Below are 19,230 nucleotides of genomic sequence, written 5' to 3' on the forward strand. Positions count from 1 at the left end.
AATGCTTTTAAACGTTTCGTACAACAATCCCGAGGTCAAGCGAAAAATAAATGAGGCCGTAGGGCCGGCATTTACCTTGCGCGAACGCATTAAAATGCGGGGCATCGGCTCTTCAAAACTGTTTATTACCACCACCAGTATTGAGATTCACAACTTACTGGTTCTGGACAGTTATGTAAACACCTGCAATATCGAGATGCGACCCAACGGTATCATCGTGGGCTTCCGTTCTTTGCTGGAGTCGTTTGCGCTGATTATACCCTATTACAAACTCAATTTATACAAGGGAAAGGCCGAAGAATACAGCATTTACAAGGACCAGTATTTTATAAAAATCCGGGCGAAAGCAAAAGACAAAGCCACACATAATTTTATGAAGAAGATTCTTGATTACAAGGCTGCGCATTTGCCTCTGGGACCGGAAGATTTGTAGTTACTTTCTCTTCAGGAAACTGGCAACCAGGGCAAGCACTCCAAGACCGATTAACAGCAGAGATTCTGTGGTAAGGCCTTCTTTGGCAGATACTTCTAGCGGACCAAAATCGACCACTTTTTGAGGAATTAAAGCCTCATACAGGCCCAAAGCGATCAAAACAAGACCTACCACCACTGTAATTGTGCGCATGGTTAAATTCATAATCAATAAGATTTAAAGTTATCATAAGATACTACTTTGGGCGGTTTACAACTCTAAAAAAGCCTGTTTAAATGTGTATCTTTATTAAAAAGCCATTATGAAAATACTGCTTACCGGAGCTAACGGTTACATCGGGATGCGCCTGTTACCACTTTTACTGGAAGCAGGACATCAGATTGTATGTGCGGTTCGTGATAAAAACCGCCTGTCTGTAAATGCAAAAACCCGCGAACAAATAGAGATCGTGGAGATCGATTTTTTAGACGATCCGCAGCCGGGCAAACTCCCGAAAGATTTAGACGCGGCCTATTATCTCATACATTCGATGACCTCCTCTACTTCTGATTTTGATGAGAAAGAGGAACGTTCTGCCCGTAATTTCAATATCTATCTTGAAGCGACAGATTGCAAACAGGTGGTGTACTTAAGCGGAATTGTCAATGAAGAAAACCTGAGTAAACACCTACAGTCCCGCAAACGCGTGGAGGATGTACTCTATCAGGGAAATTTTAATCTAACCGTTTTGAGGGCGGCAATTATTGTAGGTTCGGGCAGTTCGTCTTTTGAGATTATAAGGGATTTGTGTGAAAAACTACCTATAATGATCACGCCCAAATGGGTGAAGACCCGTTGCCAACCCATCGCCATACGCAATGTCTTGCAATACCTCACCGGGATGCTGGGTCATGAAAAATGCTACAACGAGTCTTTTGACATTGGTGGTCCAGATATCCTGTCTTACAAACAAATGATGCTGCTTTACGCGCGGGTGCGAAAACTTTCCCTTACCATCATAGATGTGCCGGTCATGAGCCCAAAGATTTCATCCTACTGGCTGTACTTTGTGACCTCAACCAGTTATAAACTCGCGCTCAATTTGGTAGACAGTATGCGGGTTGAAGTGATATCTAAAGACACCCGTCTTCAGGAGTTGCTCAAAATCAAACCCATCAATTACGTTGATGCGATTAAGTTAGCTTTTGAAAAAATAGAACAAAATCAGGTGGTCTCCAGCTGGAAAGATTCGATGGTAAGTGGGCGTTTTAGGAAAGACCTCAGCCATTATGTGAAGGTGCCCGAATTTGGTTGCTTAAAAGACCGGCAAAGCATCAGGCTTGAAAATCCGGAGCAGGCTCTTGAGAATATTTGGTCTATTGGCGGAAACCGCGGCTGGTACTATGCTGATTTCCTTTGGAAAATACGCGGCTTTATAGACAAAGTCGCTGGTGGCGTGGGTTTAAGACGTGGCCGTACACACAGCAATGAGATTTATGAAGGCGACTCTCTTGATTTCTGGAGGGTTTTACTAGCAGATAAAGAAGAGCGCCGACTTTTGCTTTTTGCCGAAATGCGCGTACCCGGTGAAGCCTGGCTAGATTGGGAAATTGACGAGGATAATGTACTGCACCAAACCGCCACCTTTAGACCGAAGGGTTTATGGGGAAGGTTATACTGGTTTAGTATGTTACCGTTTCACTACTTTATTTTCAGCGGCATGATACGCAATATTGCGAACTACCAGCAAAAAAATAAATAGGCCAGGCCTCTAGAATGCTTATGCTTTAGGCAGGAATACTTCAGCCATCATGCAACGGGCGCTTCCGCCGCCACAGGTTTCTATGGTGTTTAAATCACTGCTTACTATTTGACAATATTTAGTAATCTGTGCGATTTGTTGTGCATTGAGTGAGTTGTGAGCACTTGCACTCATTACCAGAAACTTTTCGCCCTGATCATTTCTAACCTGAAGCATATTACCTGCAAACTGGTGCATTTGCTCCTCTGAGATAGCGATGATCTCTTTACCCGATTTTTTAAGCTGATCAATAACAAGCTTACGCTCTTTTTTATCGTCAATCGTGTCCAGGCAAATAACGCAGAATTCTTCTGCAACACACATCATCACATTGGTGTGGTAAATAGGAAGGCGTTTGCCGTCTACACTTTGATAGGCATTAAAAACTACGGGGAAGTACTCAAAATCCTCACAGAATTCTATGAAGAGTTCCTCGTCTGCGCGTGCCGAAAGTGCACAATAAGCCAGTTCGTTTTGCCGGTCCAGAACAATACTTCCGGTGCCTTCCAGAAAAATCCCTTCTTCTTCAGCTTCGGTATAATCTACAACGCTCTTAATCTTAAAACCAGATTCTTCAAGCAGTTCAAAAAACTCTTCGCGACGTTCTTTTCTGCGATTTTCGGCATACATCGGGTAGATAGCCACATTGCCGTTTTCGTGCGTGCTCACCCAGTTATTGGGAAAGATGGAGTCTGGTGTGTCGAGCTCTTTTTGATCCTGTAAAACCAAAACTTCAATGCCGTGGCTTCTTAGTTTATTTACAAAGGCATCAAATTCCTGCTGGGCTTTGGCATTGATTTCCTCATTATTTATCGAAAGTTTTTCCTGAAAATAATTATTTACCGCTGTTTGTTCGTTCATTCTAAACGCTGCGGGACGCACCATCAACAAGGTGCCGGTTATTTGTTTATTCATAGGGATTATAATTGAATATTATTCGCGTACCAAAGGGAGTGTACTGCAACGCAATAGTCCTTCCTGCTTGGAGATTTCAGCATAGGGTACTTCTTCTACGGTTATGCCTTTAGACCGAAGCCATGTATTTAAACGTGTAAAATTGCGCTCGGAAATCACAACATCGGGAGCGATTGAAAATATGTTTGAATTCATATGAAACATTTCTTCGGAAGTAATTTCGAAAACATTTTCAGACCCGAAAAAGTTTACCAACCACTGGTATTCCTCTTCAACAAGAAATCCATTTTTATGAATAATCGCATATTTTTCGCCCACGGGCTGAAAACAACAATCTAAATGCAGGGCATTTTCATAAGGATTGGTATTAGACTTTCTCAGGTTAAAGGAAACAACTTTTTTATTGGGAAACGTATTTTCCAAGCAGGCAACCGCATTCATATTGGTACGGGCTATTATATAATCTGAATAGTCATCACCCCGATACGTCCCGACAAAAATGTAATCGCCGTGCGGCATGACATCGCCTCCTTCTATATGAGCTTCCTCGGGAAACCGAATGACTTTTTCAGGATCAATCTGGCTTAACACATGTTGAATGGCATCGAGTTCCTGCTCCCGATCGGGTAAAATATTTGCTTTTATAAAAACGTCATCAATCACAAACCCAATATCACGTGCAAAAATCTGATTGTAATTTTCTATGATTTTTGGGCGAAATACCTGTACTCCATACTTATTAAAAACTGCTTCCACTGCTTCAATCTCGCGCATCATATCCTCTTCTTTGGGATAGGTTTTTTGCTTGATATGAAGCATAGACTTGGGATCGTAAGCATCTTCCAGAGAAGGCACTCCGCCATTGCTACGTGCAGTTCCCAGCAATACCGACCGTAGTCGTGATGTCTCGTCGTTGATGTTGAGTTTTATCATAGCGTCTTTAATTAGGGGTAAATATAAAAACATAAAGCGGGTATTTGATCTGAAATCAAAAACCCGCTTCCTGTGTTATTCAAGTTGGCGTCTTAGCGCTCTTCCATTGGTTTAAAAGATCGAAGCGTTTCACCTATATAAACCTGTCTTGGTCTTCCTATAGGTTCTTTGCGCAAACGCATTTCGCGCCATTGAGCAATCCAGCCCGGTACGCGTCCCATTGCAAACATTACGGTAAACATTTCTACCGGGATTCCCAAAGCTCTGTATATGATTCCGGAATAGAAATCAACGTTAGGATACAACTTGCGTTTTACGAAGTAGTCATCTTCTAAAGCTTCTTTTTCGAGACCCTTGGCTATTGCCAATACTTCATCTTCTACACCTAGCTGGTTTAGAACATCATCTGCGGCTTTCTTGATGATTTTAGCACGGGGATCAAAATTCTTATAGACCCGGTGACCAAAGCCCATTAAACGGAATGGATCGTCCTTGTCTTTTGCTTTAGCCATATATTTTTTAGTATCACCACCATCTGCTTTAATACCCTCCAGCATTTCGATAACAGCCTGGTTTGCACCACCGTGAAGCGGCCCCCATAGGGCAGAAATACCTGCAGATATGGATGCAAAAAGACCTGCGTGAGACGAGCCTACAATACGCACGGTTGACGTAGAGCAGTTTTGCTCGTGATCTGCGTGTAGGATAAGAAGTTTATCTAAAGCTTCTATAATTACAGGATCAAGCTTGTATTCACTATTGGGTTTTGAGAACATCATTTTATGCAGATTTTCTACATAAGTAAGATTGTCGTCCCCATAATCCAGAGGCTTGCTCATTTTGGTACGCATGGTCCAGGCTACTAAAACCGGGAATTTACCCAGAAGTTTTACAATAGCCTTATACATATCTTCTTCAGAATCTACATTAACAGCCCCGGGATTAAAAGCGGTAAGCGCAGAAGTTAAGGAAGCCAAAACCCCCATTGGATGGGCAGATTTAGGAAAACCGTTTAGGATCTTTTTAATATCCTCATCCACGTGATTTTCCTCCTTAATGTCTTTGTGAAATTTCTCCAACTGTTCCTGAGTAGGCAGCTCTCCAAAAATTAAAAGATAAGTAACTTCAAGAAAAGATGCTTTTTCTGCAAGTTCTTCAATGGCATACCCACGGTATCTCAGAATGCCTTCTTCGCCATTCAAAAATGTAATTGCACTCTCGCAACTACCGGTATTCTTAAAACCGGGATCCAGGGTGGTATAACCTCCCGTTACTCCTCTTAATGTAGCGATATCGATTGCAAGCTCCTTTTCAGAGCCTTCAACGATAGGAAATTCATAGGACTTGTCTCCTATTATAAGTTTAGCATGATCTGCCATTATCGAATATATTTTTAGCTGATTATCAAAAAATTCAAGAGTTGCTAAAGTACGAAAATGACGACGATATTTAAAGTATAATGCGGCTTTACAAGGTTAAAAAAAGTTTAAATCAAGGCAATTAATGCGCATTTCAGACTATTTAGGTAAGCATTTGATAAAAAGAAAAAATAAACCTGAGCTAAATATGCCCATAAAAAAAGGGGCAACGCTGCAAAGCAGTGTAAACCCCTCACCCAACTTCAAAATTTAGATTCCTTAATTGGTGAAAAAAGAGCGATACGTACTTGATTTCAGAATCGCTCTTTCACCCAACTTCAAATTTTTCAGCTCTTAAACAGATACTGTTGGGTTTTGAAATCTAAATTTATTTTTGTTGTCTTGTGTGTACGAATGTACTGTTTTTATTTAGAAAAAAACACACTATATCGTAAATAAATAACACTTAATCGTCGAATTAAGTGTTATAGTTATTTTTTACTAGAATAAAATCTCAAAACTATTTGAACCCATTTACAGTTTGTAAAAGGGCAAAAAAAACACCCCGATTGGGGTGTTCTTCATTTTATTTTACCTTAAAGGCTTTCTCCTTAGGGAAGTAAGCTACAGATCCCAACTCCTCTTCAATACGCAAGAGTTGATTGTATTTTGCCATACGGTCACTACGTGAAGCCGAACCGGTTTTAATTTGTCCTGTGTTAAGAGCCACAGCAAGGTCTGCAATAGTATTATCTTCCGTTTCTCCAGATCTGTGAGACATTACAGAAGTATAACCGGCATTATGAGCCATATTTACCGCCGCAATAGTTTCGGTAAGGGTACCTATCTGGTTTACTTTAATTAGAATTGAGTTTGCGATACCATTTTCAATACCACGTGAAAGGCGCTCTACGTTGGTAACAAAAAGATCATCTCCTACAAGCTGCACTTTATCCCCGATTTTTTCGGTTAAAGACTTCCATCCTTCCCAGTCGTTTTCGTCCATACCATCTTCAATAGAAATAATGGGATATTTAGAAGCTAATTCTGCAAGGTATTCAGCCTGCTCTTCGCTGGTACGTACTACACCTTTATCGCCTTCAAATTTGGTATAATCGTATTTTCCGTCAACATAAAATTCTGCAGAGGCACAGTCTAATGCAATCATCACCTCTTCTCCAAATTTATAACCTGCATTTTCAACGGCCTTTTGAATACTTTCGATAGCATCTTCGGTTCCTTCAAGAGTTGGCGCAAAACCACCCTCATCTCCTACAGCAGTACTCAAACCGCGGTCGTGAAGCACTTTTTTGAGATTGTGGAAAATTTCAGTTCCCATTTGCATGGCATGCGTAAAGTTTTTAGCCTTTACCGGCATAACCATAAATTCCTGAAATGCGATAGGGGCATCACTGTGAGAACCACCGTTAATGATATTCATCATAGGTACCGGAAGCGTGTTTGCACTTACACCGCCTACATAGCGATATAAAGGCATATTTAGTTCATTTGCGGCAGCTTTGGCTACTGCAAGTGATACTCCCAGAATAGCATTTGCTCCGAGTTTTGATTTATTTGGAGTACCGTCAAGTTCGATCATGGTCTGGTCGATCAGGTTCTGTTCAAATACAGAAACACCCAAAAGTTCCTGAGCAATAACAGCGTTTACGTTGTCTACTGCTTTAAGTACACCTTTCCCCATATAATCTTTACCACCGTCACGTAACTCCACTGCTTCGTGCTCTCCGGTTGACGCTCCTGAAGGAACAGCGGCTCTGCCCAAAACACCATTTTCGGTTACTACATCTACTTCAACTGTGGGATTACCTCGTGAATCAAGGATTTGACGTGCATGGATATTGATTATAATACTCATTTTTTATTAAAATTGATAGGTTAATTAAGTATGCGCAATATAAGCAATACTGTACTATTTAACAGATATAGCCGGCGCTAAAAGCGCCTTTTAATAATTATTTAAAACACGCGTAACTTTAACCTGTTTAGGCAAAAGAACTGCAATAAAGCCTGCATTCAGGGATATATTCATCAAAAAAAAGCCCCGTTAAAACGGGGCTTTATGCACTTATACGGTTTGTTTTGACATCCGCTCAATAAATTCATCAAAAAGGTAGGTCGCATCGTTAGGACCCGGGCCTGCTTCCGGATGGTACTGCACAGAAAAACAGTTCTTGTTCTTCATTTTTAGTCCCATTACGGTATTGTCATTAAGATGCTTATGGGTTACCTCTATATTCGGGTTATTAGCAGCTTCATCATAGTTTACTGAAAACCCGTGGTTCTGTGAGGTAATTTCGCCTCGTCCGGTTTGATTGTTAAGTACAGGATGGTTAATACCTCTATGACCGTGATGCATTTTAAAGGTACTGATTCCATTTGCCAATGCAATTATTTGATGTCCCAGGCAAATACCAAATAGCGGATAATCTTCTTCTATAATCTGCTTAGCTACTTCAATCACACCCTTGAGAGGTTCAGGGTCACCGGGGCCGTTAGACAGGAAGAAACCATCCGGATTGAAAGCTTTCATTTCTTCAAAACTGCTGTTGTATGGAAAAACCTTGATATACATATCGCGCTTGGCCATATTTCGCAGAATATTTTTCTTAATCCCTAAATCTATAGCGGCAACCTTAAAAGTTGCGTTTTCATCTCCATAGAAATAAGGCTCTTTTGTAGAAACTTTAGAGGCCAGCTCCAGGCCATTCATATCGGGCACCTGAGCCAGTTGCTCCTTAAGACCTTCAATGTTGTCAACATCTGAAGAAATAACCGCGTTCATAGCCCCGTTATCCCGTATGTAAGCCACAAGAGCGCGGGTATCTACATCTGAGATTACAAAAAGATTGTTTTTATCTAAAAAAGACAGCAAGGACTCGTCAACCTGCTTTCTGGAATAATTGTAACTAAAATTGCGGCAAATAAGACCCGCGATTTTTACGGTTTCAGATTCAGTCTCTTCATTATTCCCTCCATAATTACCTATATGCGCATTGGTAGTCACCATAAGCTGACCAAAATAAGAAGGGTCTGTGAAAATTTCCTGATAACCGGTCATACCGGTGTTAAAGCATACCTCTCCGAAGGCCGTACCCTCTTTATTTGCAACTGCCTTTCCGTAAAAAATGGTTCCGTCAGCTAAAAGAATTAAGGCTTTTCTGTTTGTCTGGTACTTCATCTCGTGTTCCTGTAAAGTGTTAGATTTTTTTCAAAAATAATTATAAAAAAAAGGATAAACCGAAACGGCTTATCCCTTTTACTTTATGCAATGCTAAAGATTTTCTTATTCTTCCTCATCAGAAGCTTTTTTCTCTTGAACCGGTGCATCTTCCTTCTTAGGAGCCGCAGCTGCCGGAGAAGTCTTTTTACCTGCTCTACGAGTAGATTTCTTCTTGGTTTTACCAGAGTTGTATAACTCATTGTAGTCTACCAATTCAATCATCGCCATATCGGCATTATCTCCAAGACGGTTACCCAACTTGATGATACGGGTATAACCTCCCGGACGATCGCCAACTTTAACAGCAACATCTCTAAAAAGCTCTGCAACTGCATCTTTTTGACGCAATTTGCTCATTACGATACGACGATTGTGCGTGGTATCTTCTTTAGATTTTGTCACTAAAGGCTCTACAAACTGCTTAAGTGCTTTTGCTTTTGCAACAGTAGTGTTGATACGCTTATGCTCGATAAGTGAGCAAGCCATATTAGCAAGCATTGATTTTCTGTGCGCAGTTTTACGCCCTAGATGATTGATTTTTTTTCCGTGTCTCATGACATTTTTAAATTTAAGCTACCATCTTGCTCTACCCTTTTTGAGGAGCAAAATATGGAGCATTACTAGTCTTTATCTAATTTATATTTTGAAAGATCCATCCCGAAGTTAAGACCTTTTACATTTACAAGCTCTTCCAGCTCTGTAAGTGACTTTTTACCGAAGTTTCTGAATTTCATCAGATCATTCTTGTTGTAAGAAACAAGATCACCAAGAGTTTCTACTTCAGCAGCTTTTAAACAGTTAAGTGCACGCACTGAAAGATCCATATCAACCAGTTTGGTCTTAAGAAGTTGTCTCATGTGAAGGGACTCTTCATCATAAGTTTCAGTTTGAGCAATCTCATCTGCCTCAAGAGTGATGCGCTCGTCAGAGAACAACATAAAGTGGTGGATGAGTGTTTTAGCAGCTTCGGTCAAAGCATCTTTCGGATGAATTGAACCGTCTGTGATGATTTCAAAAACCAGTTTCTCGTAGTCGGTTTTTTGCTCTACACGATAGTTTTCAATACTATACTTCACATTCTTAATGGGAGTATAGATTGAATCGGTAAAAATGGTACCAACAGGAGCATTTTGCTTTTTGTTTTCTTCTGCAGGAACATAACCACGGCCTTTCTCAACAGTGATTTCCATGTTTATGCTAACATTCTTTTCCATATTGGCGATAACCAGGTCAGGATTAAGAATTTGGAAACCGGAGATAAACTTCTGGAAGTCACCGGCTGTTAATTGTTCCTTATCTGAAACAGAAATGGTTACAGTCTCATTGTCAATCTCATCGATTTGTCTTTTGAAACGCACCTGTTTCAGGTTGAGTATGATTTCAGTAAAATCTTCTACAACTCCTGCAATGGTTGAAAACTCATGATCTACACCTTCAACACGTACCGAGGTGATTGCGAAACCTTCTAATGAAGATAGCAATACTCTTCGAAGCGCGTTACCAACAGTCAAACCATAACCTGGCTCTAAGGGTCTGAATTCAAACTTACCCTCAAAGTCGGTAGAGTCGATCATTATGACCTTATCAGGCTTTTGGAAATTTAGTAATGCCATATTCTGTTTTCTAAGAGTTGTTATTATTATTTAGAGTACAATTCAACGATAAACTGCTCGTTGATATTTTCAGGAATCTGAATACGTTCAGGAACTGAAACGAATGTACCTTCTTTTTTATCGTTGTTCCAGGAGATCCACTCATAAACGTGGCTTGCGTTAGAAAGCGATTCCTGAATTGCTGTCAAGGATTTTGACTTTTCACGTACCGCAACAACATCTCCTGCTTTAATTTGGTAAGATGGAATGTTTACCAACTCCCCGTTTACAGTAATGTGTCTGTGAGATACTAATTGACGTGCAGATCTTCTGGAAGGGGCAATTCCCATTCTGAAAACTACGTTGTCAAGACGTGATTCGCAAAGCTGAAGTAAAACAACCCCGGTAATTCCGGTAGCGCGGGTAGCCTTTTCAAACATATTACGGAACTGATTTTCTAAAATCCCGTAAGTATATTTTGCTTTTTGCTTCTCCTGAAGCTGTATTGCATATTCAGACTTCTTACCGCGACGTCTGTTGTTTCCGTGTTGACCTGGAGGATAGTTTCTTTTTTCAAAAGATTTGTCATCTCCAAAAATCGCCTCACCAAATTTACGTGCGATTTTAGTCTTAGGACCGGTATATCTTGCCATTGTATAGTGTATTAGTTGGGGTGATTAAGGAATTAAGGTCTGGTCCTTCGCAAAATCAGTACTCCCCGATTGATATGAAAAATTAATTAAACTCTTCTTCGTTTAGGTGGACGACATCCATTGTGTGGTAGTGGAGTCACATCGATGATCTCGGTTACCTCGATACCGCTGTTGTGAATAGAGCGAATTGCAGATTCACGACCGTTACCCGGTCCTTTCACATACACTTTCACTTTACGCAAACCAGCCTCGTGAGCAACTTTACTTGCATCCTCAGCAGCTAGCTGAGCAGCATAAGGAGTGTTTTTCTTAGATCCTCTAAAGCCCATTTTCCCTGCTGAAGACCAAGAGATCACGTCACCTTTCTTATTAGTCAAAGAAATTAAAATGTTGTTGAATGATGCCGAAACGTGAGCTTCACCTACCGATTCAATAACAACCTTACGCTTTTTAGTGCTTTTTGCAGCTTTAGCGTTTTTTCCTCCGCCTTTAGTGTTTTGCTTTGCCATTCTTACTTATTATTTAGTTGCTTTCTTCTTGTTAGCAACCGTTTTACGCTTACCTTTTCGGGTTCTAGAGTTATTCTTGGTACGTTGACCGCGAAGTGGTAAACCAGAACGGTGTCTGATACCACGGTAGCAACCAATGTCCATAAGACGCTTAATGCTCATAGAAACCTCACTTCTAAGTTCACCTTCAATCTTGTAGGCACTTACCGCGTCACGAATACGACCAATTTGATCATCGTCCCATTCGGTAACTTTAAGGTTTTCATCAACACCAGCTTCTGCTAATATTTTCTGAGCTCTGCTTTTTCCGATTCCAAAGATGTACGTCAAAGCGATTACACCTCTTTTTTGTTTTGGGATATCTACCCCTGCAATTCTAGCCATAATCCTTAACCTTGTCTTTGTTTGAACTTAGGGTTCTTTTTGTTAATAACGTATAATCTTCCTTTGCGACGTACAATTTTGCAGTCTGCGCTTCTTTTCTTTACTGATGCTCTTACTTTCATCTTACTAGTATCTATAAGTTATACGAGCCTTAGATAAATCGTATGGGCTCATTTCAAGTTTTACTTTGTCTCCCGGTAGCAATTTAATGTAATGCATACGCATTTTACCCGAGATGTGTGCGGTCACGATATGACCATTTTCCAGCTCAACGCGAAACATTGCGTTAGACAATGCTTCAATGATTGAACCGTCTTGTTCTATTGCTTGTTGTTTTGCCATTATGCTACTGCTTTTCTGTTCTTACCTGTTTTCATCAATCCATCATAATGTCTATTCAACAAGTATGAATTTACCTGTTGCATAGTATCGATAGAAACCCCTACAAGAATAAGTAACGAAGTACCACCGTAAAACAACGCCCAACCTTGCTGCATACCCAGTACGCTCACTGCTATTGCAGGGAATACTGCGATTAAAGCAAGGAAAATAGATCCCGGAAGGGTTATTTGAGACATAATTCGGTCTAAATACTCAGCAGTTTCTGAACCCGGTCTGATGCCTGCGATAAAACCACCGCTGCGTTTTAAATCATCTGCCATTTTATTGGTAGGCACTGTAATTGCCGTATAAAAATAGGTGAAGATGATAATAAGTAGACCAAATACAAGATTGTACCAAAAACCGAAGATGTTTGTGAATTCACCGGCGATAGTTTGAGCAGTATCTGACTCAGATAGTCCAATAACCGCGCCAGGAATAAACATAATCGCCTGAGCAAAAATGATAGGCATTACACCTGATGCATTTAACTTAAGCGGAATATACTGTCTGCTTCCAAAAACATTGCGCTCATAGCTGCCACTGGCAGTTCTACGAGCATATTGAACCGGAATCTGACGCACAGCCATTACGAGCAGTATCGACAGCAGGATAATCACAAACCAAATTACAAGCTCAATCAAAATCATGATTAAACCTCCATTAGACTCAGTTACACGAGACACCCACTCCTGAAGGAATGACTGCGGCAAACGTGCGATGATACCCACCATAATAAGAAGTGAAATACCATTACCGATTCCTTTATCTGTGATCTTCTCTCCCAACCACATTGCAAAAATACATCCGGTTGTAAGGATAATTACAGACGAGATGATAAACATTACCTGGCTTTCCATTACGAAAGCTTCCGGAGGAAGTATACTAAACAAGTTAGTAATATACCCCGGTCCCTGAATTAAGGTAATTGCTATGGTTAACCATCTGGTAATCTGATTTATTTTGCGACGCCCGCTTTCCCCTTCTTTTTGTAGTTTTTGCAAATACGGTACCGCGATACCCATAAGCTGCACTACAATCGAAGCAGAAATGTACGGCATAATACCTAATGCAAAAACGGAAGCATTAGAAAACGCTCCTCCTGTAAATGCATTAAGCAACCCAAGCAAACCACCATCTGTCTGCGCAGAAAGGTTGGCCAGCTGAGAAGCGTCAATACCCGGAAGTACGATCTGAGCCCCAAAACGGTAAACCAAAAGTAAACCGAGGGTAAGAAGAATTCGATTCTTCAACTCTTCAATCTTCCAGATATTTTTAATCGTTTCTATAGCCTTCATGCTGCTTGTGTTATAAAGTTACTGCTTCTCCGCCTGCTGCTTCAATAGCTTTATGTGCCGAGGCCGTAAATTTATGAGCACTAACTTTTAGTTTAGCTTTTAGCTCACCACGACCTAAAATCTTAACTAAATCATTTTTACCAGCTAGTCTGTTTTCTACTAAAACATCAAGAGTTACTTCATCTTTGATTCTTCCAGCATCAACATATTCCTGCAAAGTATCAAGGTTAATCCCTGTGTATTCCTTACGGTTGATGTTATTAAAACCGAATTTAGGAACACGTCTTTGAAGTGGCATTTGCCCACCTTCAAAACCTACTTTTTTAGAATATCCTGATCGTGACTTCGCACCTTTGTGCCCACGGCCAGCGGTTCCACCATTTCCTGTGGCTTCACCACGACCTCGCCTGCTGTCGTTCTTTTTTACCGAGCCTGCTGCCGGTTTTAGATTGTTTAAACCCATTTTATAACTGTTTAAGCTTCTTCTACAGAAACCAGATGACTTACTTTATTAATCATGCCCAGGATGTTAGGAGTATTTTCATGCTCCACAACCTGATTCATTTTTCTAAGACCCAGGGCCTCAAGTGTTCTCTTTTGGTTTTGAGTGCGATTGATAGCACTTTTTACCTTAGTTACTTTAATCTTTGCCATTGTCTTACAATTATCCTTTAAAAACTTTATCTAAAGAAATTCCTCTTTGCTTAGCTACAGTCTCTGCACTTCTCATTTGTAAAAGGGCATCAAAGGTAGCTTTTACCACGTTATGTGGGTTAGAAGATCCCTGATTTTTTGATAATACATCGTGAATACCTACAGATTCGAGTACTGAACGTATTGCACCACCGGCAATTACCCCTGTACCAGGAGCAGCAGGCATCAACAATACGCGAGCACCGCCGTATTTTCCTTTTTGTTCGTGTGGAATTGTGCTTTTGTTAAGTGGAATACGCACTAAATTTTTCTTTGCGTCTTCTACAGCTTTAGCAATTGCACTGGCAACATCTTTAGACTTACCAAGACCCTGACCTACAACACCGTGCTCATCACCTACAACTACAATAGCAGAAAAACCAAAAGCTCTACCACCCTTCGTTACCTTGGTAACACGTTGAACACCAACTAAACGATCCTTAAGATCCAGTCCGCTTGGTTTTACTAACTCTACGTTTTTATATTTTTGATACATAACTTCTTAGAATTTTAATCCGCCTTCTCGGGCTCCTTCTGCTAATTGTTTTACTCTTCCGTGATACAAGTAACCACCTCTGTCAAATGCTACTGCTTCGATACCTGCTTCCTTTGCTTTTTCGGCAATTGCTTTACCTACTTCTTTAGCAACCTCTGCTTTATTACCGTTTGCTTTAAAACCTTTGTCTCTTGAAGACGCAGCGCTTAAAGTTTTACCGGTAGTATCGTCAATGATCTGCGCGTATATTTCTTTATTACTTCTATATACAGAAAGTCTCGGACGCTCTGCAGTACCGGCAAGTGATTTACGGATTCTGCGACGTATTTTATTTCTTCTTGTGTATTTTGAAAATGCCATAACGCTATATATTATGCAGATTTACCTGCTTTTCTTCTGATTTGTTCTCCTACAAACTTGATACCTTTTCCTTTGTATGGCTCTGGCTTACGGAAGCTTCTGATTTTAGCCGCAACCTGTCCTACTAACTGCTTATCGTAAGAAGTAAGTTTTACCACAGGGTTCTTACCTTTCTCAGTAACAGTCTCAACAGTTACCTCTGGTGCAACTTCTAAAACTATATTGTGGGAAAAACCAAGTGCAAGATCTAATTTTTGACCCTGATTGCTTGCTCTGTAACCCACACCAACTAATTCTAAAGATTTGGTGTATCCATTAGAAACACCCTCAATCATATTAGCAATCAATGCACGATATAAACCATGTTTTGCCTTATCTTCTTTCTTATCAGAAGAGCGCTCTAACGTAATAACGCCATCTTCAACTTTAATATCTATGCTAGAGTACTCTTGCTTAAGCTCTCCTAACTTCCCTTTTACCGTAATCATATTATCAGCTACATCGACAGTAACTCCAGACGGTATTGTAATTGGGTTTTTTCCTATTCTTGACATTGCTCTGTTTTTTTAACTGATTAATATACGTAGCAAAGTACTTCCCCTCCTACATTCTCTTGTTGAGCCTGCTTCCCGGTCATTACACCTTTAGAAGTAGAAACAATTGAAATTCCTAAACCATTAAGAATACGAGGTACATCTTTAGAAGATGCATATTTACGTAAACCAGGCTTACTGATTCTTTGAATATCTTTGATGACAGACTCTTTGGTCTCTTTGTCATACTTAAGAGCTATTTTGATAGTTCCCTGAGCGGTCTTATCTTCAAATTTGTAGCTCAAAATGTAACCCTGATCAAACAAGATCTTGGTTATCTCTTTCTTAAGGTTTGAAGCAGGAATTTCCACAACTCTGTGGTTTGCTGCTGCTGCGTTTCTAATCCTTGTTAGAAAATCTGCAATAGTATCTGTATACATTTATATTTAATTGCGGTTTTGGTTTTCACCTGTACCTGAGCACAAATGAACCTGAAACCAGTTTATCCTTAGTTTACCAGCTTGCCTTTTTAACACCTGGTATAAGACCTTGATTGGCCATTTCGCGAAACATAACACGAGAGATTCCAAAAGTTCTCATATATCCTTTAGGACGACCAGTCAACTTACAACGGTTGTGCTGACGTACAGGAGATGAGTTTTTAGGCAACTTTTGTAATGCTTCATAATCACCAGCCTCTTTTAAGGCTTTTCTTTTTTCAGCATATTTGGCCGCCATTCTCTCACGTTTTCTCTCGCGAGCTTTCATTGATTCTTTTGCCATAATTTACTTCTTTTTAAAGGGTAGCCCCAATTGAGTTAATAATGCTTTAGCTTCCTTATCGGTTTCGGCAGAAGTTTCAAAGGTAATATTCATACCTTCAATCTTACGTACTTTGTCGATATCAATTTCAGGGAAAATAATCTGCTCGGTAATACCTAAGCTGTAGTTTCCACGACCATCAAAGCCGGTAGCATTGATTCCGTTAAAGTCGCGTACACGTGGCAATGCAGAAGTGATCAAACGATCTAAAAATTCATACATACGCTCTCCGCGCAAAGTCACTTTAGCCCCGATAGGCATGCCTTTTCTCAATTTAAATGCCGCAACGTCTTTCTTAGAAACAGTTGCAACAGCACGCTGGCCAGCAATGTTGGTAAGCTCCTCAACCGAATAATCGATTAATTTCTTATCTGCAACTGCCGCACCTACGCCTCTTGAGATTACAATTTTCTTCAATTTAGGAACCTGCATAATATTTGCATACCCAAATTCTTCTTTAAGAGCCGCTATTACACGCTCTTTATATTCTGATTTAAGTCTTGAAGTGTAAGCCATAACTAAATTACTTCATTTGATTTTTTAGAATAGCGTACTTTCTTATCACCTTCCATACGGTAACCTACACGTGTAGCATCACCATTACCGTCTACTAAAGACAGATTTGAAATGTGCAAAGCAGCTTCTTTCTTAGCAATACCACCCTGAGGATTAGATGCGCTAGGCTTCTCATGTTTAGAAACCAGATTCACACCCTCAACGATTGCTTTGTTCTTATCTTTAATAACACGTTGTACTTTACCTTCCTGACCTTTATGGTCACCGGCAGTAACACGAACGGTATCTCCAACTTTTATTTTAAGCTTTGTCATCTTAATTCGTATTAAAGCACCTCTGGCGCTAATGATACAATCTTCATGAATTGCTTATCACGAAGTTCTCTCGCAACAGGACCGAATACACGGGTACCGCGCATTTCACCCTGAGCGTTTAGCAACACACAGGCGTTGTCATCAAAACGGATGTATGAACCATCCGGACGACGCACCTCTTTACGTGTACGCACTACAACTGCTGTAGAAACGGCTCCTTTTTTAACCTGGCCGTTAGGTGTTGCATCTTTTACAGAAACAACAATCTTATCACCTACAGAAGCATATCTTCTTTTGGTACCACCTAACACACGGATAGTCAAAACTTCTTTTGCTCCGGTGTTGTCAGCTACTCTTAATCTTGATTCTTGTTGTAACATAATTACTTAGCTCTTTCAATGATTTCTACAAGTCTCCAACTCTTTGATTTACTCAAAGGACGTGTCTCCATTATCCTTACAGTATCTCCGATATTGCAGTCATTTTGCTCGTCGTGTGCTACGTATTTTTTCGTCTTTAAAACGAATTTACCATACATAGGGTGTTTTACTTTTTTTACCTCAGAAACCACAATTGATTTCTGCATTTTATTGCTGGTAACAACACCTATACGTTCTTTTCTTAAATTTCTTTTTTCCATCTTAAGCAGCATTATTGTAATTCGCGTTTTGTAAGTTCGGTAGCTATACGAGCTACAGATCTTCTTAGACCTCTAAGCTGAATGGGATTTTCGAGAGGAGAAATAGCGTGAGCCATTTTAAGGTCGGTATAAGCTTGTTTAGCTTTTACCAATTCCTCTTGTAATTCTGCTACAGATAGTTCTTTTACTTCTGATTGTTTCATTTTTCTAGAATTTAGTCAGCTTGATAATCCCGAGCGATTACATATTTTGTTCTTACAGGAAGCTTCTGAGCAGCAAGTCGCAAGGCTTCGCGTGCAACAGGCTCTGATACCCCTCCTATTTCAAAAAGCATTCTGCCGGGTTTAACGACAGCTGCCCAATACTCAACAGCACCTTTACCTTTACCCATACGAACCTCAAGAGGTTTTTTCGTAATAGGCTTGTCAGGGAAAATACGTATCCATAATGAACCTTCACGTTTCATATAACGTGTAGCTGCAATACGAGCTGCTTCTATTTGTCTTGACGTAAGAAAATTAGAATCTAATGATTTAATCCCAAAAGTCCCATTTGAAAGTTGATGCCCTCTTCCGGCATTTCCTTTCATCCGGCCCTTCTGTTGCTTACGGAATTTTGTCTTTTTAGGCTGTAACATCTTGTTTTACTTTAAAAAATTACTTTCTGCGGCGTGCTTTAGGTGCTCCTGCTGCACGACCAGCCTTTCCTCCTTGCTTCTTAGCAAGACCTACTAAAGGAGATAACTCTCTCTTTCCGTAAACCTCACCTTTCATGATCCACACTTTGATACCCAATCTACCATAAGTAGTATGCGCTTCTACCAAAGCATAATCAATATCAGCTCTGAATGTTGATAAAGGAATACGACCTTCTTTATAAGATTCCTGACGAGCCATTTCCGCCCCGTTTAAACGACCTGAAATCTGTACTTTAATACCTTCGGCATTCATACGCATTGCAGCCGCAATTGCCATTTTGGTTGCACGACGGTAAGAAATACGGCTTTCGATCTGGCGGGCTATAGAGGATGCCACCAGGAAAGCATCAAGTTCCGGACGTTTGATCTCAAAAATATTGATCTGAACTTCCTTATTAGTAATTTGTTTAAGTTCTTCTTTTAACTTGTCTACCTCTTGACCACCTTTACCGATAATGATACCGGGACGGGCAGTAGTGATAGTAACGGTTACAAGCTTAAGCGTACGCTCAATAATTACTCTAGACACACTGGCTTTTGATAAACGAGCGTGAATGTACTTTCTAATCTTATCGTCTTCGGCAAGTTTATCACCGTAGTCGTTACCACCATACCAGTTAGACTCCCATCCTCTGATAATACCTAGGCGATTCCCGATTGGATTTGTCTTCTGTCCCATTTA

General features: G+C 40.3%; 30 protein-coding genes. 2 read left to right on the top strand and 28 right to left on the bottom strand.

Going from position 1 to position 19,230, the window contains the following annotated elements:
* The first annotated feature begins 1 nt into the window (after position 1).
* Positions 2 to 433 carry a hypothetical protein gene (locus tag LLW17_RS07090; RefSeq protein WP_228229568.1) on the top strand — a complete coding sequence of 144 codons (432 nt, stop codon included), beginning with the start codon at positions 2 to 4 and terminating at the stop codon, positions 431 to 433.
* Here LLW17_RS07090 and LLW17_RS07095 read toward each other — a convergent pair whose 3' ends face one another.
* Positions 434 to 637 (bottom strand): hypothetical protein, encoded by a 204-nt coding sequence (locus LLW17_RS07095; RefSeq protein ID WP_228229569.1) that lies wholly within the window; start codon positions 635 to 637, stop codon positions 434 to 436.
* Between the two features lie 97 nt (positions 638 to 734).
* Between LLW17_RS07095 and LLW17_RS07100 the strand changes: the two genes are divergently transcribed.
* Positions 735 to 2,174 (top strand): SDR family oxidoreductase, encoded by a 1,440-nt coding sequence (locus LLW17_RS07100; protein ID WP_228229570.1) that lies wholly within the window; start codon positions 735 to 737, stop codon positions 2,172 to 2,174.
* Positions 2,175 to 2,192: 18 nt separating this feature from the next.
* Here the strand turns inward: LLW17_RS07100 and ctlX are convergent, their stop codons facing one another.
* From ctlX to rpsC, 27 genes are all read right to left on the bottom strand, one after another.
* Positions 2,193 to 3,128 (bottom strand): citrulline utilization hydrolase CtlX, encoded by a 936-nt coding sequence (ctlX, locus tag LLW17_RS07105; protein ID WP_228229571.1) that lies wholly within the window; start codon positions 3,126 to 3,128, stop codon positions 2,193 to 2,195.
* 18 nt (positions 3,129 to 3,146) lie between these two features.
* The gene (locus tag LLW17_RS07110) at positions 3,147 to 4,094 is read right to left on the bottom strand and encodes a dimethylarginine dimethylaminohydrolase family protein (RefSeq protein ID WP_434084773.1); all 948 of its coding nucleotides are present in this window, start codon (positions 4,092 to 4,094) and stop codon (positions 3,147 to 3,149) included.
* A gap of 59 nt (positions 4,095 to 4,153) precedes the next feature.
* Positions 4,154 to 5,440 (bottom strand): citrate synthase, encoded by a 1,287-nt coding sequence (locus LLW17_RS07115; protein WP_228229572.1) that lies wholly within the window; start codon positions 5,438 to 5,440, stop codon positions 4,154 to 4,156.
* A 565-nt stretch (positions 5,441 to 6,005) separates the two neighbouring features.
* Entirely contained in the window at positions 6,006 to 7,295 is a 1,290-nt protein-coding gene (gene eno, locus LLW17_RS07120) for a phosphopyruvate hydratase (RefSeq protein WP_228229573.1), read from the bottom strand.
* 210 nt (positions 7,296 to 7,505) lie between these two features.
* Positions 7,506 to 8,618, bottom strand: a complete 1,113-nt coding sequence (gene carA / locus LLW17_RS07125; RefSeq protein ID WP_228229574.1) for a glutamine-hydrolyzing carbamoyl-phosphate synthase small subunit — start codon at positions 8,616 to 8,618, stop codon at positions 7,506 to 7,508.
* A gap of 105 nt (positions 8,619 to 8,723) precedes the next feature.
* Entirely contained in the window at positions 8,724 to 9,215 is a 492-nt protein-coding gene (gene rplQ, locus LLW17_RS07130) for a 50S ribosomal protein L17 (protein WP_228229575.1), read from the bottom strand.
* Positions 9,216 to 9,280: 65 nt separating this feature from the next.
* Complete coding sequence (locus LLW17_RS07135) at positions 9,281 to 10,273, bottom strand: DNA-directed RNA polymerase subunit alpha (protein WP_099645995.1); 993 nt, start codon at positions 10,271 to 10,273, stop codon at positions 9,281 to 9,283.
* A 26-nt stretch (positions 10,274 to 10,299) separates the two neighbouring features.
* Positions 10,300 to 10,905: a 30S ribosomal protein S4 gene (rpsD, locus tag LLW17_RS07140; protein ID WP_228229576.1), complete on the bottom strand. Its 606-nt coding sequence runs from the start codon at positions 10,903 to 10,905 to the stop codon at positions 10,300 to 10,302.
* Positions 10,906 to 10,991: 86 nt separating this feature from the next.
* Positions 10,992 to 11,414: a 30S ribosomal protein S11 gene (rpsK, locus tag LLW17_RS07145; RefSeq protein WP_099645993.1), complete on the bottom strand. Its 423-nt coding sequence runs from the start codon at positions 11,412 to 11,414 to the stop codon at positions 10,992 to 10,994.
* Between the two features lie 9 nt (positions 11,415 to 11,423).
* Complete coding sequence (gene rpsM, locus LLW17_RS07150; RefSeq protein WP_228229577.1) at positions 11,424 to 11,798, bottom strand: 30S ribosomal protein S13; 375 nt, start codon at positions 11,796 to 11,798, stop codon at positions 11,424 to 11,426.
* Between the two features lie 5 nt (positions 11,799 to 11,803).
* Positions 11,804 to 11,920, bottom strand: coding sequence for a type B 50S ribosomal protein L36 (gene ykgO / locus LLW17_RS07155; RefSeq protein WP_009779203.1), 117 nt, complete (start codon positions 11,918 to 11,920; stop codon positions 11,804 to 11,806).
* A gap of 4 nt (positions 11,921 to 11,924) precedes the next feature.
* Positions 11,925 to 12,140, bottom strand: a complete 216-nt coding sequence (infA, locus tag LLW17_RS07160) for a translation initiation factor IF-1 (RefSeq protein ID WP_028376332.1) — start codon at positions 12,138 to 12,140, stop codon at positions 11,925 to 11,927.
* Complete coding sequence (gene secY, locus LLW17_RS07165; protein WP_228229578.1) at positions 12,140 to 13,477, bottom strand: preprotein translocase subunit SecY; 1,338 nt, start codon at positions 13,475 to 13,477, stop codon at positions 12,140 to 12,142. The genes infA and secY overlap by 1 nt, the downstream gene beginning before the upstream one ends.
* A 10-nt stretch (positions 13,478 to 13,487) precedes the next feature.
* Positions 13,488 to 13,940 carry a 50S ribosomal protein L15 gene (rplO, locus tag LLW17_RS07170; RefSeq protein WP_228229579.1) on the bottom strand — a complete coding sequence of 151 codons (453 nt, stop codon included), beginning with the start codon at positions 13,938 to 13,940 and terminating at the stop codon, positions 13,488 to 13,490.
* Positions 13,941 to 13,951: 11 nt separating this feature from the next.
* Complete coding sequence (gene rpmD, locus LLW17_RS07175; RefSeq protein WP_228229580.1) at positions 13,952 to 14,131, bottom strand: 50S ribosomal protein L30; 180 nt, start codon at positions 14,129 to 14,131, stop codon at positions 13,952 to 13,954.
* Positions 14,132 to 14,141: 10 nt separating this feature from the next.
* Positions 14,142 to 14,666 (bottom strand): 30S ribosomal protein S5, encoded by a 525-nt coding sequence (gene rpsE, locus LLW17_RS07180; RefSeq protein WP_099645988.1) that lies wholly within the window; start codon positions 14,664 to 14,666, stop codon positions 14,142 to 14,144.
* 6 nt (positions 14,667 to 14,672) lie between these two features.
* Positions 14,673 to 15,026 carry a 50S ribosomal protein L18 gene (rplR, locus tag LLW17_RS07185; RefSeq protein ID WP_228229581.1) on the bottom strand — a complete coding sequence of 118 codons (354 nt, stop codon included), beginning with the start codon at positions 15,024 to 15,026 and terminating at the stop codon, positions 14,673 to 14,675.
* A gap of 11 nt (positions 15,027 to 15,037) precedes the next feature.
* Entirely contained in the window at positions 15,038 to 15,580 is a 543-nt protein-coding gene (gene rplF, locus LLW17_RS07190; RefSeq protein WP_228229582.1) for a 50S ribosomal protein L6, read from the bottom strand.
* 20 nt (positions 15,581 to 15,600) lie between these two features.
* On the bottom strand, positions 15,601 to 15,999 hold the full coding sequence (gene rpsH, locus LLW17_RS07195) for a 30S ribosomal protein S8 (RefSeq protein ID WP_099645985.1): 399 nt from the start codon (positions 15,997 to 15,999) through the stop codon (positions 15,601 to 15,603).
* A gap of 73 nt (positions 16,000 to 16,072) precedes the next feature.
* Positions 16,073 to 16,342, bottom strand: coding sequence for a 30S ribosomal protein S14 (gene rpsN / locus LLW17_RS07200; protein ID WP_099645984.1), 270 nt, complete (start codon positions 16,340 to 16,342; stop codon positions 16,073 to 16,075).
* Between the two features lie 3 nt (positions 16,343 to 16,345).
* On the bottom strand, positions 16,346 to 16,897 hold the full coding sequence (gene rplE / locus LLW17_RS07205) for a 50S ribosomal protein L5 (protein WP_228229583.1): 552 nt from the start codon (positions 16,895 to 16,897) through the stop codon (positions 16,346 to 16,348).
* Positions 16,898 to 16,899: 2 nt separating this feature from the next.
* Positions 16,900 to 17,211, bottom strand: a complete 312-nt coding sequence (rplX, locus tag LLW17_RS07210; RefSeq protein WP_099645982.1) for a 50S ribosomal protein L24 — start codon at positions 17,209 to 17,211, stop codon at positions 16,900 to 16,902.
* 11 nt (positions 17,212 to 17,222) lie between these two features.
* Positions 17,223 to 17,591 (bottom strand): 50S ribosomal protein L14, encoded by a 369-nt coding sequence (rplN, locus tag LLW17_RS07215; protein WP_028376343.1) that lies wholly within the window; start codon positions 17,589 to 17,591, stop codon positions 17,223 to 17,225.
* A 2-nt stretch (positions 17,592 to 17,593) separates the two neighbouring features.
* Positions 17,594 to 17,851, bottom strand: coding sequence for a 30S ribosomal protein S17 (gene rpsQ, locus LLW17_RS07220; RefSeq protein WP_099646250.1), 258 nt, complete (start codon positions 17,849 to 17,851; stop codon positions 17,594 to 17,596).
* An 11-nt stretch (positions 17,852 to 17,862) separates the two neighbouring features.
* The gene (gene rpmC / locus LLW17_RS07225; RefSeq protein ID WP_228229584.1) at positions 17,863 to 18,054 is read right to left on the bottom strand and encodes a 50S ribosomal protein L29; all 192 of its coding nucleotides are present in this window, start codon (positions 18,052 to 18,054) and stop codon (positions 17,863 to 17,865) included.
* Positions 18,055 to 18,065: 11 nt separating this feature from the next.
* Positions 18,066 to 18,488 (bottom strand): 50S ribosomal protein L16, encoded by a 423-nt coding sequence (gene rplP, locus LLW17_RS07230; RefSeq protein ID WP_099645981.1) that lies wholly within the window; start codon positions 18,486 to 18,488, stop codon positions 18,066 to 18,068.
* A gap of 19 nt (positions 18,489 to 18,507) precedes the next feature.
* Positions 18,508 to 19,227, bottom strand: a complete 720-nt coding sequence (gene rpsC / locus LLW17_RS07235) for a 30S ribosomal protein S3 (RefSeq protein WP_228229585.1) — start codon at positions 19,225 to 19,227, stop codon at positions 18,508 to 18,510.
* Positions 19,228 to 19,230: the final 3 nt, after the last annotated feature.

It is taken from the genome of Leeuwenhoekiella parthenopeia (assembly GCF_020782115.1).
GTDB classification, from domain to species: Bacteria; Bacteroidota; Bacteroidia; order Flavobacteriales; family Flavobacteriaceae; genus Leeuwenhoekiella; species Leeuwenhoekiella parthenopeia.

Excerpts from the sequence above, each read along its gene's own strand:
- secY (WP_228229578.1), bottom strand. The coding sequence starts at position 13,477 with ATGAAGGCTATAGAAACGATTAAAAATATCTGGAAGATTGAAGAGTTG.
- rpsD (WP_228229576.1), bottom strand. The coding sequence starts at position 10,905 with ATGGCAAGATATACCGGTCCTAAGACTAAAATCGCACGTAAATTTGGT.
- rpsH (WP_099645985.1), bottom strand. The coding sequence starts at position 15,999 with ATGTATACAGATACTATTGCAGATTTTCTAACAAGGATTAGAAACGCA.
- rpsE (WP_099645988.1), bottom strand. The coding sequence starts at position 14,666 with ATGTATCAAAAATATAAAAACGTAGAGTTAGTAAAACCAAGCGGACTG.
- infA (WP_028376332.1), bottom strand. The coding sequence starts at position 12,140 with ATGGCAAAACAACAAGCAATAGAACAAGACGGTTCAATCATTGAAGCA.
- rplX (WP_099645982.1), bottom strand. The coding sequence starts at position 17,211 with ATGACAAAGCTTAAAATAAAAGTTGGAGATACCGTTCGTGTTACTGCC.
- rplR (WP_228229581.1), bottom strand. The coding sequence starts at position 15,026 with ATGGCATTTTCAAAATACACAAGAAGAAATAAAATACGTCGCAGAATC.
- ykgO (WP_009779203.1), bottom strand. The coding sequence starts at position 11,920 with ATGAAAGTAAGAGCATCAGTAAAGAAAAGAAGCGCAGACTGCAAAATT.
- eno (WP_228229573.1), bottom strand. The coding sequence starts at position 7,295 with ATGAGTATTATAATCAATATCCATGCACGTCAAATCCTTGATTCACGA.
- LLW17_RS07110 (WP_434084773.1), bottom strand. The coding sequence starts at position 4,094 with ATGTTTTTATATTTACCCCTAATTAAAGACGCTATGATAAAACTCAAC.
- rplQ (WP_228229575.1), bottom strand. The coding sequence starts at position 9,215 with ATGAGACACGGAAAAAAAATCAATCATCTAGGGCGTAAAACTGCGCAC.
- LLW17_RS07095 (WP_228229569.1), bottom strand. The coding sequence starts at position 637 with ATGAATTTAACCATGCGCACAATTACAGTGGTGGTAGGTCTTGTTTTG.
- rpsC (WP_228229585.1), bottom strand. The coding sequence starts at position 19,227 with ATGGGACAGAAGACAAATCCAATCGGGAATCGCCTAGGTATTATCAGA.
- LLW17_RS07135 (WP_099645995.1), bottom strand. The coding sequence starts at position 10,273 with ATGGCATTACTAAATTTCCAAAAGCCTGATAAGGTCATAATGATCGAC.
- rplN (WP_028376343.1), bottom strand. The coding sequence starts at position 17,591 with ATGTTACAACAAGAATCAAGATTAAGAGTAGCTGACAACACCGGAGCA.
- rpsN (WP_099645984.1), bottom strand. The coding sequence starts at position 16,342 with ATGGCAAAAGAATCAATGAAAGCTCGCGAGAGAAAACGTGAGAGAATG.
- LLW17_RS07115 (WP_228229572.1), bottom strand. The coding sequence starts at position 5,440 with ATGGCAGATCATGCTAAACTTATAATAGGAGACAAGTCCTATGAATTT.
- carA (WP_228229574.1), bottom strand. The coding sequence starts at position 8,618 with ATGAAGTACCAGACAAACAGAAAAGCCTTAATTCTTTTAGCTGACGGA.
- rpmC (WP_228229584.1), bottom strand. The coding sequence starts at position 18,054 with ATGAAACAATCAGAAGTAAAAGAACTATCTGTAGCAGAATTACAAGAG.
- rpsQ (WP_099646250.1), bottom strand. The coding sequence starts at position 17,851 with ATGGAAAAAAGAAATTTAAGAAAAGAACGTATAGGTGTTGTTACCAGC.
- rplP (WP_099645981.1), bottom strand. The coding sequence starts at position 18,488 with ATGTTACAGCCTAAAAAGACAAAATTCCGTAAGCAACAGAAGGGCCGG.
- rpsM (WP_228229577.1), bottom strand. The coding sequence starts at position 11,798 with ATGGCTAGAATTGCAGGGGTAGATATCCCAAAACAAAAAAGAGGTGTA.
- rplO (WP_228229579.1), bottom strand. The coding sequence starts at position 13,940 with ATGGGTTTAAACAATCTAAAACCGGCAGCAGGCTCGGTAAAAAAGAAC.
- LLW17_RS07100 (WP_228229570.1), top strand. The coding sequence starts at position 735 with ATGAAAATACTGCTTACCGGAGCTAACGGTTACATCGGGATGCGCCTG.
- LLW17_RS07090 (WP_228229568.1), top strand. The coding sequence starts at position 2 with ATGCTTTTAAACGTTTCGTACAACAATCCCGAGGTCAAGCGAAAAATA.
- rplE (WP_228229583.1), bottom strand. The coding sequence starts at position 16,897 with ATGGCTTACACTTCAAGACTTAAATCAGAATATAAAGAGCGTGTAATA.
- ctlX (WP_228229571.1), bottom strand. The coding sequence starts at position 3,128 with ATGAATAAACAAATAACCGGCACCTTGTTGATGGTGCGTCCCGCAGCG.
- rpsK (WP_099645993.1), bottom strand. The coding sequence starts at position 11,414 with ATGGCAAAGCAAAACACTAAAGGCGGAGGAAAAAACGCTAAAGCTGCA.
- rplF (WP_228229582.1), bottom strand. The coding sequence starts at position 15,580 with ATGTCAAGAATAGGAAAAAACCCAATTACAATACCGTCTGGAGTTACT.
- rpmD (WP_228229580.1), bottom strand. The coding sequence starts at position 14,131 with ATGGCAAAGATTAAAGTAACTAAGGTAAAAAGTGCTATCAATCGCACT.